At 40.2% G+C, this 15,219-nt stretch carries 15 protein-coding genes; 4 read left to right on the top strand and 11 right to left on the bottom strand.

The features are described from left to right. Positions 1-81: 81 nt before the first annotated feature. Positions 82-2,151: a transglycosylase domain-containing protein gene (locus CKK03_RS01505; RefSeq protein WP_099360867.1), complete on the top strand. Its 2,070-nt coding sequence runs from the start codon at positions 82-84 to the stop codon at positions 2,149-2,151. A 195-nt stretch (positions 2,152-2,346) separates the two neighbouring features. Here the strand turns inward: CKK03_RS01505 and CKK03_RS01495 are convergent, their stop codons facing one another. After that, positions 2,347-2,856, bottom strand: a complete 510-nt coding sequence (locus CKK03_RS01495; protein WP_099360865.1) for a YwhD family protein — start codon at positions 2,854-2,856, stop codon at positions 2,347-2,349. Positions 2,857-2,917: 61 nt separating this feature from the next. Further along, entirely contained in the window at positions 2,918-3,598 is a 681-nt protein-coding gene (locus CKK03_RS01490) for a site-2 protease family protein (protein WP_099360864.1), read from the bottom strand. 87 nt (positions 3,599-3,685) lie between these two features. Here CKK03_RS01490 and thmT point away from each other — a divergent pair, with 87 nt between their 5' ends. After that, entirely contained in the window at positions 3,686-3,874 is a 189-nt protein-coding gene (thmT, locus tag CKK03_RS01485) for a 2-hydroxymuconate tautomerase (protein WP_099360863.1), read from the top strand. 58 nt (positions 3,875-3,932) lie between these two features. Here the strand turns inward: thmT and CKK03_RS01480 are convergent, their stop codons facing one another. Then, positions 3,933-4,493, bottom strand: a complete 561-nt coding sequence (locus CKK03_RS01480; RefSeq protein WP_099360862.1) for a DUF4256 domain-containing protein — start codon at positions 4,491-4,493, stop codon at positions 3,933-3,935. A 252-nt stretch (positions 4,494-4,745) separates the two neighbouring features. Here CKK03_RS01480 and CKK03_RS01475 point away from each other — a divergent pair, with 252 nt between their 5' ends. Then, entirely contained in the window at positions 4,746-6,047 is a 1,302-nt protein-coding gene (locus CKK03_RS01475; RefSeq protein WP_099360861.1) for an NCS2 family permease, read from the top strand. A gap of 40 nt (positions 6,048-6,087) precedes the next feature. Here the strand turns inward: CKK03_RS01475 and CKK03_RS01470 are convergent, their stop codons facing one another. The 3 genes from CKK03_RS01470 to CKK03_RS01460 all read right to left on the bottom strand — a co-directional run bounded on the left by CKK03_RS01470 (position 6,088) and on the right by CKK03_RS01460 (position 8,374). Then, entirely contained in the window at positions 6,088-6,594 is a 507-nt protein-coding gene (locus CKK03_RS01470) for a YwgA family protein (protein WP_099360860.1), read from the bottom strand. Positions 6,595-6,638: 44 nt separating this feature from the next. Next, on the bottom strand, positions 6,639-7,937 hold the full coding sequence (locus tag CKK03_RS01465) for an HD domain-containing protein (protein WP_099360859.1): 1,299 nt from the start codon (positions 7,935-7,937) through the stop codon (positions 6,639-6,641). A gap of 209 nt (positions 7,938-8,146) precedes the next feature. Beyond that, positions 8,147-8,374, bottom strand: coding sequence for a YuzB family protein (locus CKK03_RS01460; RefSeq protein ID WP_099354657.1), 228 nt, complete (start codon positions 8,372-8,374; stop codon positions 8,147-8,149). A 298-nt stretch (positions 8,375-8,672) separates the two neighbouring features. On the opposite strand from CKK03_RS01460, the gene CKK03_RS01455 reads away from it, so the two are divergent. Next, a complete protein-coding gene (locus tag CKK03_RS01455) occupies positions 8,673-9,365 on the top strand; it encodes an RsfA family transcriptional regulator (RefSeq protein ID WP_099360858.1) in 693 nt (230 codons plus the stop codon). On the opposite strand, the gene CKK03_RS01450 is transcribed toward CKK03_RS01455, so the two are convergent. The 5 genes from CKK03_RS01450 to CKK03_RS01430 form a co-directional block, all read right to left on the bottom strand. Beyond that, complete coding sequence (locus CKK03_RS01450) at positions 9,288-10,976, bottom strand: ABC transporter permease subunit (RefSeq protein WP_099360857.1); 1,689 nt, start codon at positions 10,974-10,976, stop codon at positions 9,288-9,290. The two genes, CKK03_RS01455 and CKK03_RS01450, sit on opposite strands and share 78 nt — an antisense overlap. A gap of 15 nt (positions 10,977-10,991) precedes the next feature. Then, a complete protein-coding gene (locus tag CKK03_RS01445; protein WP_099360856.1) occupies positions 10,992-12,011 on the bottom strand; it encodes an ABC transporter permease subunit in 1,020 nt (339 codons plus the stop codon). Positions 12,012-12,300: 289 nt separating this feature from the next. Then, positions 12,301-12,684, bottom strand: a complete 384-nt coding sequence (locus CKK03_RS01440; RefSeq protein WP_099360855.1) for a VOC family protein — start codon at positions 12,682-12,684, stop codon at positions 12,301-12,303. Beyond that, the gene (locus tag CKK03_RS01435; RefSeq protein ID WP_180271113.1) at positions 12,674-13,696 is read right to left on the bottom strand and encodes an ABC transporter permease; all 1,023 of its coding nucleotides are present in this window, start codon (positions 13,694-13,696) and stop codon (positions 12,674-12,676) included. The genes CKK03_RS01440 and CKK03_RS01435 overlap by 11 nt, the downstream gene beginning before the upstream one ends. Further along, positions 13,665-15,197 carry a sugar ABC transporter ATP-binding protein gene (locus CKK03_RS01430; protein ID WP_099360853.1) on the bottom strand — a complete coding sequence of 511 codons (1,533 nt, stop codon included), beginning with the start codon at positions 15,195-15,197 and terminating at the stop codon, positions 13,665-13,667. Before CKK03_RS01430 ends, CKK03_RS01435 begins: the two co-directional genes overlap by 32 nt. Positions 15,198-15,219 lie beyond the last annotated feature (22 nt).

The following is a 15,219-nucleotide window of genomic DNA, read 5'->3' as shown; positions in this document are numbered from 1 at the left end:
ACTTTTCATACTGATTGATATATGCCTACGAAAATGGCTCTATATGAAGCTTTCAAATAGAAAAAGAGAGAGGTGAACTCTGTGGAGCTTATTACAAATGATCGGATAAAAACAGCTATTAAAATCATGCGGGCCCTTTTATTCATTGGCTTAATTTGCTGTACCCTAGTTGCTGTCGGGATATTGGGTGTGCTTGCCTATGCAAAAACACAGGGGGCACCTCCTCTTGCAGTTCCTTTATCCACCTTATTCTACGCAGAGGACGGAACCTTGATCGGGGAGGAACGTCATCAAGGTGAGACTCGCTATTGGGTGTCTCTCGACGATATGTCTGAATCCATTGTTGATGCCACCGTATCGATTGAGGATCGGAACTTTTTTGACCATCATGGGTTTGACTATAAGCGAATTGGCGGAGCGATTATTGCCGACATTAAAGCGATGGCAAAGGTTCAAGGGGCGAGTACGATTACCCAGCAATATGCCAGAAACCTATTTTTAGAGCATGAAAAGACATGGAATCGTAAACTCACTGAGGCTCTGTACACCATTCGGCTAGAACTTAATTATTCGAAAAAAGAAATTCTTGAAGGTTATTTAAATACAATCTATTACGGACATGGCGTCTATGGAATTGAAGCGGCTGCTAATTATTATTATGGAAAAAGAGCAGGCGAGCTGTCGCTAGCGGAAGCCTCCATGCTTGCAGGAGTGCCAAAGGGTCCAACCCATTACTCCCCATTAGTAAACGAGGAAAAAGCAAAACAGCGTCAAAAAGTCATCCTCCTTTCAATGGTTGAGAATGGCTTTATTTCAAAGAAAACCGCTGAACAAGCACATGCTGAGGAACTAACCTTTACAGGCAACAAAATGGTCGGGCGTGAAGACATTGCCCCCTATTTCCAGGATGTTGTAAAAAAGGAGCTCCAAACAAAACTAAAGCTTGACCAAAAAACGATTGAAACAGAGGGTTTACGTGTCTACACCACACTTAACCCAAAGCTTCAAGAAATTGCAGAGGAAAAAGCCAAGAACTTTATAAAAGAAGAATCTAAAATTCAGCTTGGATTTGTCGCGATGGAACCGAAAAATGGTGAAGTTCGTGCACTCATTGGCGGACGAGACTACGAGGAAAGCCCTTTTAATCGGGCAACTCAGGCAAAACGCCAGCCTGGTTCGACCTTTAAACCATTTTTATACTATGCAGCCCTTGAAAAAGGCTACACACCATCGACCCAAATTCGAAGTGAGCTGACGACATTCTCATATGACGACAATCGCTCAACATACACACCAAGGAATTATAAAAATTATTATGCGAATGACTCGATTACGTTAGCTCAGGCAATTGCCCTATCAGACAATGTGTACGCTGTAAAAACCCATCTCTTTCTGGATGATGGAGAACTCATCGACACTGCGAAAAAACTTGGAATCACAAGTAAACTCAAGGATGTTCCTTCCCTTGCTTTAGGGACGTCTGGCGTTAGTGTAATCGAAATGGTCAACGCCTACGCAACCATTAATAATGGTGGAAAACAACATAAGCCTGTTTTTATTACTAGAGTTGAAAATTACAAGGGTGAAGTCATTTATGAAAATACCTCAAAGCCAAAACAAGTACTTGATGAGGATCTCGCCTTTGTCACAACACAGCTAATGACTGGCATGTTTGATGAAAAACTAAATGATTACACAGCCGTTACAGGCTCTACGATTAGCGATAAGTTGAGCAGGTTTTACGCTGGTAAATCAGGATCCACTGACGCGGATAACTGGATGATTGGATACTCACCACAGCTTGTCGCTGGAATTTGGACCGGCTATGACAATAATGAGCCATTGACAATCGTTGCAGAAAAACAGTATGCAAAGAATATTTGGGCGGGGTTCATGGAAGAAGCGCATCAGGATATTGCGCCAACACCATTTAAACCGACTGAGGGCGTTGTTGGAGTGTATATAAATCCAGAAACAGGTTTGCTTCCGACAAAGGATTGCCCTGTTTCAAGGCTTACTTACTATAAAGCAGGAACCGAGCCAACCGAATATTGTTCGAAAAATACGGATGACGTAAAGAAAGAGAATCCAAAGAAGGACGAAGAAAAAGAAGACAAAGGCTTCTTTAAGCGAATCTTTGATTGGTTTTAAATGCATGCATGAAGTTCATGCTCCTGGATGGCTAGAAAAGTATATAAAAAAGAAACCCCCAGGCTGTGTAGGTCCTGGGGATTTCTATGTCCTAGTTTCAATGTGTGTACATTGTAAATTTAGTGTACTTTATTTTATTAAAAAAGCTCAAGCTTTAGTCCGTTTGTTCACTAAAATGTCACAATTAGAAGAACCTTAATCAACCTTCAATCCCTCTTTTAACTCATCACTTGAGTTATCCCAAATCTCTTTATTGTGGTTAATTAAGAAATCTGAAAGTAGCTTCTTTGATTTGTCATCCATAAAATCGACCATGATATGGCGTTTTAATGACTTATCCATTCTGTTTACGTGCTCTGGTAAGGATTTATAGCCACGACGAATCGAGCGGTCAACGGTCATTTCACAAGCTGTCACGCCCGCATAATATGGACCCTCTTCCCTACGATCAATCGTTACCCACACAAGCCAGTAAGGCTTACCATTAGGGACATCCTCTTTATTCGGCAGAAACTTAATCCCTTTTTCAACCACACTTCGCGCATGCATTGCACCGACATCAACGAATACATCTTCAGCGTCTATATCAACAAATACGGGTGAGATATTTTCGAGGCTAAGCGCCCCAATTCCATATCCTTTATGCCCGTCAGTTGGATCATTTTTAATGATATTAAAAGCTACCTTTTTCTTATTTTGATCCACAGAACATCCACCTTTCCACTTCTATTCATTACCAACTATTTTACCATACGAGTGTCTGATTTTATAATTGAAGAATCGGTCTGAAGATCATGACCAGTATATCCCTGATGGCATATACCCCATTCGTAAGTAACGGGTATAAAAACCGATCCCCAACTGGTGTAATGACCAAAACTAAAAAGAGTACAATCCCAAGGCTCTCATACTGCGTCAATTTTGGACGAATACGAGCTGGCACAAGGTCTTCAATGATGCGATATCCATCAAGCGGAGGAAACGGTAATAAGTTAAAAATAAACAGTACAATGTTCAACCGTACAAACAGGTTAATGAACGTTTCAAACCCCTCTCCAACTGCTTCTGGAATAGCTGCAAATACACCAACACGAATAAAGATGATGTAAATGAGTAAAGCAAGTGCCGCTACAAGCAGGTTACTCAGTGGTCCAGCGACGGAAACAAGAATCCCAGCAAGCCTTGGCCTTTTAAAATGAAATCGATTGACAGGTACGGGTCGTGCCCACCCAAACCCTGCTAGGAAAATCAGAATCGTACCAAAAGGATCTAAATGAGCAATTGGGTTTAAGGTTAATCTCCCCTGCCGCTTGGCTGTGTCATCACCAAACTTATAGGCCACATACGCATGAGCAAACTCATGCACCGTAAAGGCCACCAGTAATGTAATCACTACATATGGAATCAAAGATAAATCAAATGCTAAAAAACCACTTAATTGTTCCACCAAATTTCTCCTTTTTATAGAAAAGTTGTTATTTTCAGTATACAATACTCTTATGATGATATAAAAGAATGATTGGAGAGATTCATTGTGCCATACGTAACAGTAAAAATGCTAGAAGGACGCACTGAAGAACAAAAAAAGGCGCTCGTTGAAAAAGTAATAGCAGCGGTATCTGAAACAACTGGAGCTCCAGATGATAAAATCGTTGTTTTCATTGAGGAAATGACGAAAAATCATTATGCGGTAGGCGGCAAACGTTTAAGCGATCAAGAATAGAAATTAATGAAACCCGTGGTGAATAAGCCACGGGTTTCTATTTTGCGTTATGTAAAGATTAAACCCTTAATGAGCCACGGAAGCCCCTTGCACCATAGTAGGAATCTGCTCCATTGTGGTACGTAAAAACAGTGTCATAGCGACAATCACAAAAAATAGCCCCACCGAGTTTTCGAATAGCAGCAGGCGTCTGCACCCAACTCGACGTCTTCAAGTCAAAATTGCCAAGCTCCTGCAATGCGCGATATTGTTCTTCCGTTAAAAGTTCAATGCCCATTTCCATTGCCATATCCATAGCGCTATTTTCAGGTTTATGTTTTTTTCTGGCTTCCAGTGCTTGACGGTCGTAACAAACACTTCTACGGCCTTTTGGGCTTTCTGCTGAACAATCATAAAAAATATACTCATCGGTGTCCTTATCATATCCAACAACATCTGGTTCACCGCCAGTTGCTTCCATTTCGTTTAACGACCACAGTTTTGATGGGTTAGCTTCCAGCTTTGCTTGAACCTTTGCCCATTCAAGATCACTATGGCGGTTCCTATTTTTCTCAAATCGCTCTTTTAGTGTGTTAAGCAATTCTTCAACTTGTTCTAGTGACAATTCCTTTTTTGCCATGTTGATTTCCTCCTTATAACTCGTCCTTTGTAAGCCTATCTTAATTTTACCCCAAGTTCGCTATTATTTGCAGTGCGAAAAACCATTCATATTTTCGCCACAGGCAAAATCCACGATTTTCCACCTTATCAAATGGCTATTCTGGGAAAACTAACCTAAGATAATTTCAATTTTCTCTTGCAGTCTATTTATAAAACGAATATTATAGAAAAGGATTTTTAAATCGTTCGTCTTTTGGAGGTACATTTTACTATGTTTAAATTATCAGAGTTGAATACAACGGTTAAAAAAGAAGTTTTAGCTGGGATTACGACCTTTTTAACAATGGTGTATGTGGTCGTTGTGAACCCTGTTATTTTATCAGATGCAGGCGTTCCCTTTGAGCAGGTATTTTTAGCCACGATTATCGCAACAGTTGTTGGAACACTATGGATGGCACTCTTTGCAAATTATCCAATTGCGATAGCTCCTGGAATGGGATTAAATGCTTTCTTTGCTTATTCAGTTGTTGGCGCAAATGAAAACATCACGTATCAAACAGCATTTGCCGCTGTATTTGTGGCTGGTATCATTTTTGTGATTTTGTCATTAACCCCGTTTCGCGAAAAATTAATTGAGGCGATTCCACCAAACTTAAAGCATGGGATTACAGCAGGAATTGGTTTATTTATTGCCTTTATTGGTCTTCGTCTTACAGGGATTATCACCGCACACCCAACAAATTTAGTAACACTAGGTGATTTACACTCGCCATCGGTTCTTTTAGCACTAGCTGGATTAGCAATCACCCTTATTTTGATGGCACGTAAAGTAAATGGAGCTTTATTTTTCGGAATGATTATCACGGCATTTATCGCTTATTTTACTGGACAACTTGAGTTTAAAGAAGGATTCGTGAATGCTCCGTCTCTACCTGAAGGTTTAATTATCGCAAATCCATTTGCTGCGCTTGGCGATGTCATTCAGTACGGACTGTATGCTGTTGTCTTTTCATTTTTACTCGTAACAATCTTTGATACAACAGGTACGATGATTGGGGTTGCTGAACAGGCAGGGTTAATGAAAGGAAATGTCATGCCACGTGCTAGACAAGCTCTTCTTGCTGATTCGGTTGGTACAACAGTTGGAGCCATGTTTGGAACAAGTCCTACAAGTGCTTATATTGAATCGTCAACTGGGGTAGCTGCAGGCGGTCGAACTGGTCTCACTACAGTAACAGTTTCCATCTTGTTTATCGTTGCTGCCTTCTTCGGACCATTGGTGAGTGCCGTTTCTGGAATTGCTGCGATTACAGCACCGACCTTAATTATTGTTGGGTCACTCATGATGGGAAGCATTGCACAAATCAAATGGAATGAGATAGACGAAGCCTTTCCGGCATTCTTGATTATTCTGAGCATGCCACTCACATCGAGCATTGCAACAGGGATTGCGTTAGGCTTTATCTCCTACCCACTTATGAAGGTGGTTATGGGTAAATGGAGAGAAGTGCACCCACTTGTTTATCTATTTGCCGTATTGTTTTTCTACCAACTTGCATTTTTACCTCACTGATACAAAAAAACTCGGCAGGTTTTACCTGCCGAGTTTTCTATTAATGTTTTACAAGATTGCGAAGAGATTCGATATATTGATAAGCTTCTTCGACTTCTTCGTCTGTATAACGTTGCTTCGCTTTTAATGTAAATACCTTCTCTTTGACTTCTTCCTTTTCAAGTCCCTCAAAGTATAAAACAGTAGACACAAGCTCTAAAAAGCGCGCACTTTGTTCATTTAAGACTTGCATGCAGTCATCAAGTGGAGGCATGTCCAATTGGTAATGTCCCAAAAACTGCTCGCCTTTTTCAGTCAATCCGTAGCGATACTGATAATAGCCACCTTTTTTCTCTTTGACCTCATCTAAAAATCCAAGATTGCAGAGCTCCTCCACACGCAGTGTGAGTTCCTCTGAGTATGGCCCGTAAAAATGGAAGTTGTACTTTTCGTAAAATGGATAATCAATTTTTTTGGCGATATAAATCATTTTTTGAAGCTTTTTTCGACCCGTGATTTCCCCTGCAGCAGCGAATGCCTTCATTACTTTTGCATGTTCTGTTAACAAAACCCCTTCATCTCCTCATCCGAAATTAGCCAATTTTATTACGTCTATATATCTAAAACATCTTTTATTTTCTGTTTTACTGTATAGTCATTTGGTAATTTTTCAATCATGTCTTGTGGAAAATATAGCTTGTGATCTGTTCGCCTTTTTCCAGAAATGGCATCCACAATTTCGGACTGCCTTGATAATTCACGAATCTCACCATTTGGCATTAGTAAGTTGATTGGAAGTCTTTCCTCTTCCTCACCCGGCCGGTAAAAATCATACGGCAAATCTGATGATGAATCGACCACTAAATAATAATTCGGATCAATCCCTGCTTCCTCAAAAAGAGTTCTTAGTTCCATCATCTTCATCATTTGTGCACTAGGGTCAAACTCTGCATATTTAAACAGATTACGATCGAGAAAACGACGGCATAGATCACTTAAAATTTCGTCATCCTCATCCTGCCATACCTGAAAATAGAAGGTAAAAATAGCTTCATCTAGTTTCACATAATCCTGTAATGTCAATTTTTCTTCAAAAATGGATATCAAATGGACAGGGGCTGTTTTAAATTCGTAGTGTTCCTTGTACAGATGTTTTGCACGATGGAGGATTTTTGTTAAAATGACCTCTGCGCTTCGTGTAACCGGATGGAAATACACTTGCCAATACATTTGATATCGGCTCATAATGTAATCTTCAACCGCATGCATCCCACTGCTTTTAAAAACAACTTGGTCTTCCTGCGGTCTCATGACGCGCAAAATCCGCTCCATGTCAAAGTTTCCGTAGCTAACACCCGTATAATAGGCATCTCGCAATAAATAATCCATACGGTCAGCGTCAATTTGACTGGAGATGAGACTCACGACTAATTTATTTTTATATGTTTTTGCAATCACTTCGGCGACCTTTTTCGGAAAATCATCCCCGACTTGTTTCAGTACACGATTTACTTCTGTGTCCCCAACAATGATTGCTTGTGTAAATTCTTCATGATCATAATGAAATACTTTTTCAAATGAATGTGAGAATGGTCCGTGACCCAGATCGTGAAGTAGCGCTGCACATAAGCATAATAAGCGCTCCTCGTCATTTAACAAGGGGCGTTCACGAAATACATCATCGATAATTCTTCGGACAATTTCATACACACCTAATGAATGGTTAAAACGGCTATGTTCCGCCCCGTGGAAGGTAAAATAGGTTGTCCCTAATTGGCGGATGCGGCGCAATCTTTGAAACTCCGATGTTGCGACGAGTTCCCAAATCACTTTATCCTGAACATGAACATACCTATGTACAGGGTCCTTAAACACCTTTTCTTCACTTAATTTCCCATTGGAATTTGTCATGTATTCAACCTCTTCCATACTGGCATGCTATTATTATATATTTTTATCACTGACAAAAAAACCTAAAATTCTCCATAAGTCGCCTCTAACCAAGTCATATCAATGGTTGGAAAATTTTTCGACATGCATTAGGACTTCTAGGTAGATTTTAGGAATCCCTGCATAAAAGCATAAAAAAACACCTTTTCTCTTAGGAGAGAAAGGCGATGTTAGTCCATTTTCAGTTTCTTCATGACTTTTTCAATCAACTCGTCTTCAGTTGGAGCTGATACCGGACGGTTGTTAACGAATGCGAATGATTTCTTTCTACCAGGGCCACAGTATGATTGGCAGCGGATATCAATTGTTGCCTCACCATCTACTTCCTTTAGGCGTGGCACTAAGGTTTTAATATTGGTTGCCTGGCAATCATCACAGATGCGAAATTCGTTTGCCATATTACGTACAATCCCTTCATTTTGTAAATTCCTAGTCGTTCATCTATTTGATCAATCATGCTTAGCATGACGATTCCCTTTAAAAACACTACATGGTATTTTAACCCTTTCAACATAGCCATTGCAAGGGACCGAGATAATTTTCAAAAATTCTCCACAAGTACGAGTTGGAATATTTAAATATAAATAAATAAGTCTACTATCCTTTTACAAATAGGGTATAAAGTTCGAATCTATTGACCAATATAAGTAATAACCTAACGCAACTATATACATTTATATTGGGAGATGAATAAATATGAAAGAAAGACAAGATGCTTGGACAGAAGAAAATGATCTATTATTAGCTGAAACTGTTCTAAAACACGTAAGAGAGGGTAGTACACAATTAAATGCATTCGAAGAGGTTGGAGACAAATTAAACCGTACTTCAGCTGCTTGTGGTTTCCGTTGGAATGCGGTTGTCCGTCATAGCTACGAGAAAGACTTACAGCTTGCGAAAAAACACCGTAAACAACGCCAGCGTGCACTTGGTAAAAACCAACCTGTGAAAAAGCAACTTTTGTATACACCACCAACTCCAAGTCTAGAAGAATTTGCGGACGAGTTACCACTCTTTCCATCTGAATCTACAAGTATTCGTCAGGAAACACGAGTACCGCAGTATTCGACTTCTAGGCCACAATTGACGATTGATTCCGTGATTTCTTATCTTCAATCTATGGGCAGCACAAGTCTCGGGATTGAGGCACTGAAATCTGAGAATGAGAGATTGAAAAAAGAAAAGAATGAGATACTTCGCAAAAATGAAGAGCTCGAAAAGAAAATTGCCCAGTTGGAGCAAAGCTCAGCCAATATTCAAGAAGACTACGAAACATTAATGAAGATTATGAACCGTGCAAGAAAACTAGTCTTATTCGAAGAAGAAGAACGTCCGGCCACATCCTTCAAAATGGACCGCAACGGAAATTTGGAGAAAATGGCGGAATAGAGTAGATAAACCCCCTGGCTGTTTGTTTTTTACAAACGGCGCAGGGGGTTTTTTTAAAAAATGGCCTATTGTGTCTGGAAATTCGACTGTTTCAATCATTTTTTCTGGTGTAAAATAAAAGATAACTGTCATCCCATGTTGTATACCGTAGAAATAACTTTGGTCCAATAGAGTACTTTGTAGATTGTATATATATCTGTCATTATCTTGATACTCATTTTCTATCACCGCATCCGACGGCAAATGATTTGCCAATAGCTGATAAGCTTCCTCAACTGTGGCAACAGGCTTTTTCAATGTAATCATTGGTTTTTCACAACGCCCCGCTCCGATTGTTCTACATTTTAGCATTAAGGTATCGGTCTCATAATCCCGATCTGATGTCTTTTCCATATGGAGTTCAAGGTGTTCTAGTTTATCATAAAACCCACCTTTTGCAGTGGTTGCAACCGTTGTCGGAACCATTTGGCCATTTTCAAGCGCATATTTATCTTCATCAAACTGTACTCCTTCATGGACTTCCTCAACCACTTCCTCAACTGGTGCAACCACTTCGGTTGCCTCTTTGTCAACACCCGTCACAATAACTGTTCCAACTATAACCCCAAACCCAACCAGGGTCACTGATCCCGCCATTTTACTAGTCACAAATGCTTCCCCTGCTCGTTCAACCAAACGTCTTACTACACTTTGTTTCCCACTCGATGTCTGTCTTTCAAACAACTTTCTGAACCCTTCGCTTAACAACTGAAATGTTAACAGAAGCAAGGTTAACGCAACCGCTGGCGCTAACGGAATCCACACAGCCTTCATCACTTCATACCTAGCCGCCGACAATAATCCAGGCCAATCAAAAAAGCCTGTTATAGAAAAGTAACCGGATTCATCTAGGAATGTCCCACCACCGGGAATGTAGATAATGGTATGTTCAATGAAGTATTGGAATAACGCAAGCTGCCCCAATAGTAAGGTTACACGTGCCAAATCATTAAAAAAGTTCACGACTAAGCTTTGAATAACAGATGGGAAATAGTGCATCACCGATAGTTGAAATGGTGTACTGCCTACTGTCACACTCGCTTGTACAAACTCTTTTTGAGACACCTCATAGATTTCATTTGCAAAAATATAGCTGACCCGTCCGACTTCAATAAGTGCAATTAAAAGGACTTTCCAATACACGCCGTTATCCAAGCCATCAGCAGGAATGATCTCCAACAGCAAAATTGCTGCAAATATTGTTGGAATACTCCCAAACAGAGAATACCAACCATTTGACACCATATAAGCAATTCCTTTTTTCGTCGAAGCCAAAAAGGCCATCGGAATCGCAATCATGTATCGTATCAATGTAATCAACAGGATTATTTTTAACGTATCCTTTGCACCGTTTACTAGCATACTCAATATGTCTCCTGCTTCACGGTCTGTTCCTAGTGGGTCTTCCAGGGAAGGTGGAAACGGCGCTCTTCCAATTTCGCCGCCTTCGTAAAATCTCATTCGGTGTTCGGGAAGAGTATCATCAATAAATGGCAAATGTGGTCCAATAAAGCTAATAAATAGCATAAATGCAAACATGGCTAAACCTGTCCAAAGCGACCAATTTTTCATGAGTTCCCCTCCTCCCTAAGATCCTGGCTTTAAGTACGAAATAATAAATAGAACAAATAACCAAATAAATGCATATTGAAAAAACACCTTTGTAATCTGGGTCCAAATATTTCGCTTCTCCACACCGTATTTATTTTGCCAAATCACCGACACGATTTGAGTGATTAATAGGAGAACGACAAAACAGAAAGAAATTTCTACGATTAGTCCCGTTTCCGGAAAGTCGATAAATGGTAGATTCTCGTTTTTACTTGAATCCAACCGTTTAATCGATACCATCATTCGCCAAGCCGCACCCTTATACTCCATCAACCACTCAACAATGAATAGATTTGAAACCACATATGTCATAACAACGCCAAGATGCTGTAAAATCGAGCGTATGCACTTTTTCAAGATATGCTTATGTATGACAAATCTTTGTGCCAGACCCTTTGCCCGAGCATATTGGATGTACATCTCCCCATCCTCGTTAGTGAGGGCAGTAAAGGTGATTCTAGCAAAATACATCATTGGGTAAAGTGACACAAAAATTCCCGGTAAAAAGAAGTTAAACCACTGGTCATGTCCAAAAAAGTCAATAAAATTAAAGTGGATCAAAATGACCCATTGCAGCACGATAATCATAAAAAAATCTGGTAAAGAATTGAGGAAAGAGGTTACCCCTGTTCCTAAAAAGTTCAAGTATGTATACCGATTGCGATAATCAAAAATTCCTTTTGCCATCCCTAAAGTAATCGCTAACAAAAAGGCCGTCGCAATCACCGATAAACTTCTAGGAAAATATTCAAGGACGATTTCTTCAAATGGCTCCTTATTTTTAGTTGCCCCAAGACTGCCCTCAGTCTGGAAATTACTGATAAATTGCTTGATTGTTTCCCAGCTATCGGAAACAGGTAGCATTGTTCTTAAGGTAGAAAAAAATGTTGAAACATCCCCATTGCCTAAAAAATAAGCAATCCCTAGGACAACAAATCCAAAATAGAGAATCGAAATTAAATCTCTTCCACTAAACACTCTTAATCTATTGAGCAACCAAATCCCTCCCTTACCAGATTACTAATTGTAAAAAATAGGAATATATACCACTAGCCTACCATAATTATTATTTTCGGAAAATACCCATAATATAAAACATAGGGAACTAACGAGTCGTTTCAAAAATTTATAAACGGTTGTGCGGAATGATTGGCCCCATTTTTCACGAGACTTGTTCTCGTGGACAAACACTGACAAATTCATTTGCTAAATGTCTCTGAGAACGCATCTCTGGCCTAAAAACCAAAAAACCAGAGGAATCCCTCTGGTCGCCAATTACTCTCTATTATTTTTGAAACAATTCAATCCATTCCCCGTCTGGCCCGGTGAAGAAAACGTATTTAGCCCCGCTTGGGAGCGTCGTAATGTTTTCATCAACAAACGTAACACCGTGCTCTTTGACTCTCGCAATTTCTTCTTCAATATTCTCAACGGTAAATGCGATATGATGAACCTTTCCTTCTGTTGGAAGGTTTGGATTATAACCAGAGATTAGCTCAATGACCGTTTCGTCTGAATTACTAAAGCCTAGGAAGGCTAGTTTCAAGTTTGGGTCAACGTGGTCCTGTTTTTCTAGCAACTCTAACCCCAATACTCTTGTATAAAACTCAATGGTTGTGTCTAAATCCTTTACTTGGATTCCAACATGTTCTAGTTTTTTAAGCGGCATTTTTTTGCTCTCTCCTTTTACGAATGACCTTTGGTCGATATTTAACGCCGATGTAGGTCACAGCAAGTGCCAAGACCAGCACCCCACCTTTTACAATTTCAAATGCATAGTATGGTAGATTTAGCATGGTTAGTCCATTTAAAAGAACACCGATTAGCGCTGCTCCAAAAAAGGTTCCAAGTGCATTTGGTTTTCCAGCACCAAGCACGGAAAATCCAACAAACACCGCAGCAACAGATTCCATTAACAACGAAGCGCCAGAATCAATTTGTCCCGAACCGACACGCGCTGTAAACAAAATTCCCGCCATTGACGCAAACACACCAGAAACGGTATAAGCAATCAACTTTACCTTGTTTGTGTTAATACCTGACAATCTAGCAGCTTCTGCATTTCCACCTGTCATATATAAAATTCGGCCCCATCTTGTATGGTTAAGAATCACATAAGCAAGAAGCACGAAAACGAGCATAATCCAGACCGGAACCGGTAATCCAAGCATCTTCCCTTGCCCAATCCATAAAAATGCTTGGCTGAACTCACCAGGCGCAGTCCCGCCACTCGTCAATGGCATATGGTTGTAGATGGAATACCCTTCCGTATAGGTCCGATGAAGACCTGATACGATATACATCATTCCGAGTGTCGCGAGTAAATCCGGTATCCCTATTTTTACAATCAAAAACGTGTTTACAAGACCAACCGCAACCCCAACTAATAGCGGTAAAAGCAGTACCACCCATAGCGGTAACTCATACCACACCATCAAGGACGCCGTAATCACGACTGACAATGACATCGTTGACCCTACTGATAAGTCAAATCCGTCAACAACAAGCGTAAATGTAACCCCTAACGCAAGAAGTGTTACAATTGAGATAGATCGTAAAATATCTGATAGATTTCCATATGAAAAAAATGCACTGTTCACAGTACTAAAATAGATTAAGATAAAGCCCATTAATAAAATTGCCCCGTATTTAAACAGGAAGCTGATGATATTCCCTTTCATGTACGTCATCCTTTCCACCACTAGCATACAAAAGGATTTGATCCTGTGTTGCCTCTTCTCCTGAAAGTTCCTTTACGATTTCTCCGTCATACATGACAAGAATCCGGTCTGAAATTCTTATAATCTCATCCATTTCAGAAGAAAAATAAAGAATCCCTTTCCCCTCATCGGCGAGGGAATAAATAAGCTTGAAAATATCCTGCTTCGCACCTACATCAACCCCTTTTGTCGGCTCATCAAACAAATAGAGGCCCGCATTCCGAGAAACCCATTTTCCTATCGCAACCTTTTGCTGGTTTCCTCCACTTAAATGCTCAGCCAGAGTTTCCGTATCGTTTGTTTTAATTCCCAGCAATTCAATAATGGAGCTTGCATAGCTTTTTTCAGCCTTCCGGTTCATAACTAAATACGGTGAGAATTTTTTCAGATTGGCAAAGGATAGATTCGTAGAGATGGACTCATGAATAAACAATCCTTCCTTACGGCGCTCCTCTGAAATAAGCGCAAAACCCGCCTCAATTGCTTGTTGTGAATGAGTAAAATGATGCGATTTTCCCTTCACGATCACATCACCCTGTTCGTAAGGACGAAGGCCAAACAATGTTTTCGCAAGCTCTGTTTTTCCAGCGCCAACTAACCCAACAACCCCAACGATTTCCCCTTCAGAAACCGTAAACGAAACATCGGTAAGCTTTTCCCCATCATCAAGCCCGTTTACCTCTAAAAGAAGATCTCCCTTCACGGCCTTTCGTTTCGAAGTTTGTTCTGTATAGGTACTTCCAAGCATCGTTTCAACAACCGTTTTTGGAGTCACCTCTTTTGTTGAAAAAGTGGTAATCGTCCTGCCATCACGCATAATCGTTAACCTGTCGCAGATTTCAAACACCTCTGGCAATCGGTGCGAGATAAAAACACAACCGACTCCTTTTTCCTTCAGTGTTTTTACAATATCGAAAAGGTACTTTGTTTCCTCAATCGATAATGGTGCAGTTGGCTCGTCAAAAATGATAACCTTCGCTTCATGTGCGAGGGCTCTCGCGATCAACACCAACTGCTTTTCAGCAAGCGATAACTCTAATGCCTGTTTTGTCATGGGTATATCCGTGACATTCAAGAGCTTTAGAATCGAGGCTGCTTTTTCATGAAGCTTTCTTTTATTGATGAACAAGCTTTTTTCAGTTGAAAAGGTATCGAGTAAAATATTTTCAGCAACTGTTAACTGCGGTACAATCGCCGTGTCGACCTCTTGATAGACAATGTGAATGCCAGTTGATTTTGCATCCTTCGGAGAACGAATCTCAATTGTTTTGTCTTCAAGAGTAATCACCCCTGTATCTAGCTCATACGCTCCTGATAGAATTTTCATCAGCGTGCTTTTTCCAGCACCATTTGCCCCTAGCAACGCGTGAACCTCGCCCCTTTGTAGCTCAAAAGAAGCATTCTCTAGTGCAATCACGTTACCAAAACTTTTTGTAATTTCCTTCATTTCGAGTAAAGGCATCTACATATCCTCCTTTACAGAG

The sequence above is a fragment of the Fredinandcohnia onubensis genome (assembly GCF_002734215.1).
Classification (GTDB): Bacteria; Bacillota; Bacilli; order Bacillales; family Bacillaceae_L; genus Ferdinandcohnia; species Ferdinandcohnia onubensis.
The sequence above is the reverse complement of the archived record's forward strand: the minus strand, read 5'-3'. Positions and strand labels throughout refer to the sequence as shown.

Coding starts and splice junctions, on each gene's coding strand:
- CKK03_RS01430 (WP_099360853.1), bottom strand. CDS start 15,197: ATGCCTTTACTCGAAATGAAGGAAATTACAAAAAGTTTTGGTAACGTG.
- CKK03_RS01480 (WP_099360862.1), bottom strand. CDS start 4,493: ATGGCAAAAAAGGAATTGTCACTAGAACAAGTTGAAGAATTGCTTAAC.
- CKK03_RS01440 (WP_099360855.1), bottom strand. CDS start 12,684: ATGCCGCTTAAAAAACTAGAACATGTTGGAATCCAAGTAAAGGATTTA.
- CKK03_RS01455 (WP_099360858.1), top strand. CDS start 8,673: ATGAAAGAAAGACAAGATGCTTGGACAGAAGAAAATGATCTATTATTA.
- CKK03_RS01465 (WP_099360859.1), bottom strand. CDS start 7,937: ATGACAAATTCCAATGGGAAATTAAGTGAAGAAAAGGTGTTTAAGGAC.
- CKK03_RS01460 (WP_099354657.1), bottom strand. CDS start 8,374: ATGGCAAACGAATTTCGCATCTGTGATGATTGCCAGGCAACCAATATT.
- CKK03_RS01450 (WP_099360857.1), bottom strand. CDS start 10,976: ATGAAAAATTGGTCGCTTTGGACAGGTTTAGCCATGTTTGCATTTATG.
- CKK03_RS01435 (WP_180271113.1), bottom strand. CDS start 13,696: ATGAAAGGGAATATCATCAGCTTCCTGTTTAAATACGGGGCAATTTTA.
- CKK03_RS01475 (WP_099360861.1), top strand. CDS start 4,746: ATGTTTAAATTATCAGAGTTGAATACAACGGTTAAAAAAGAAGTTTTA.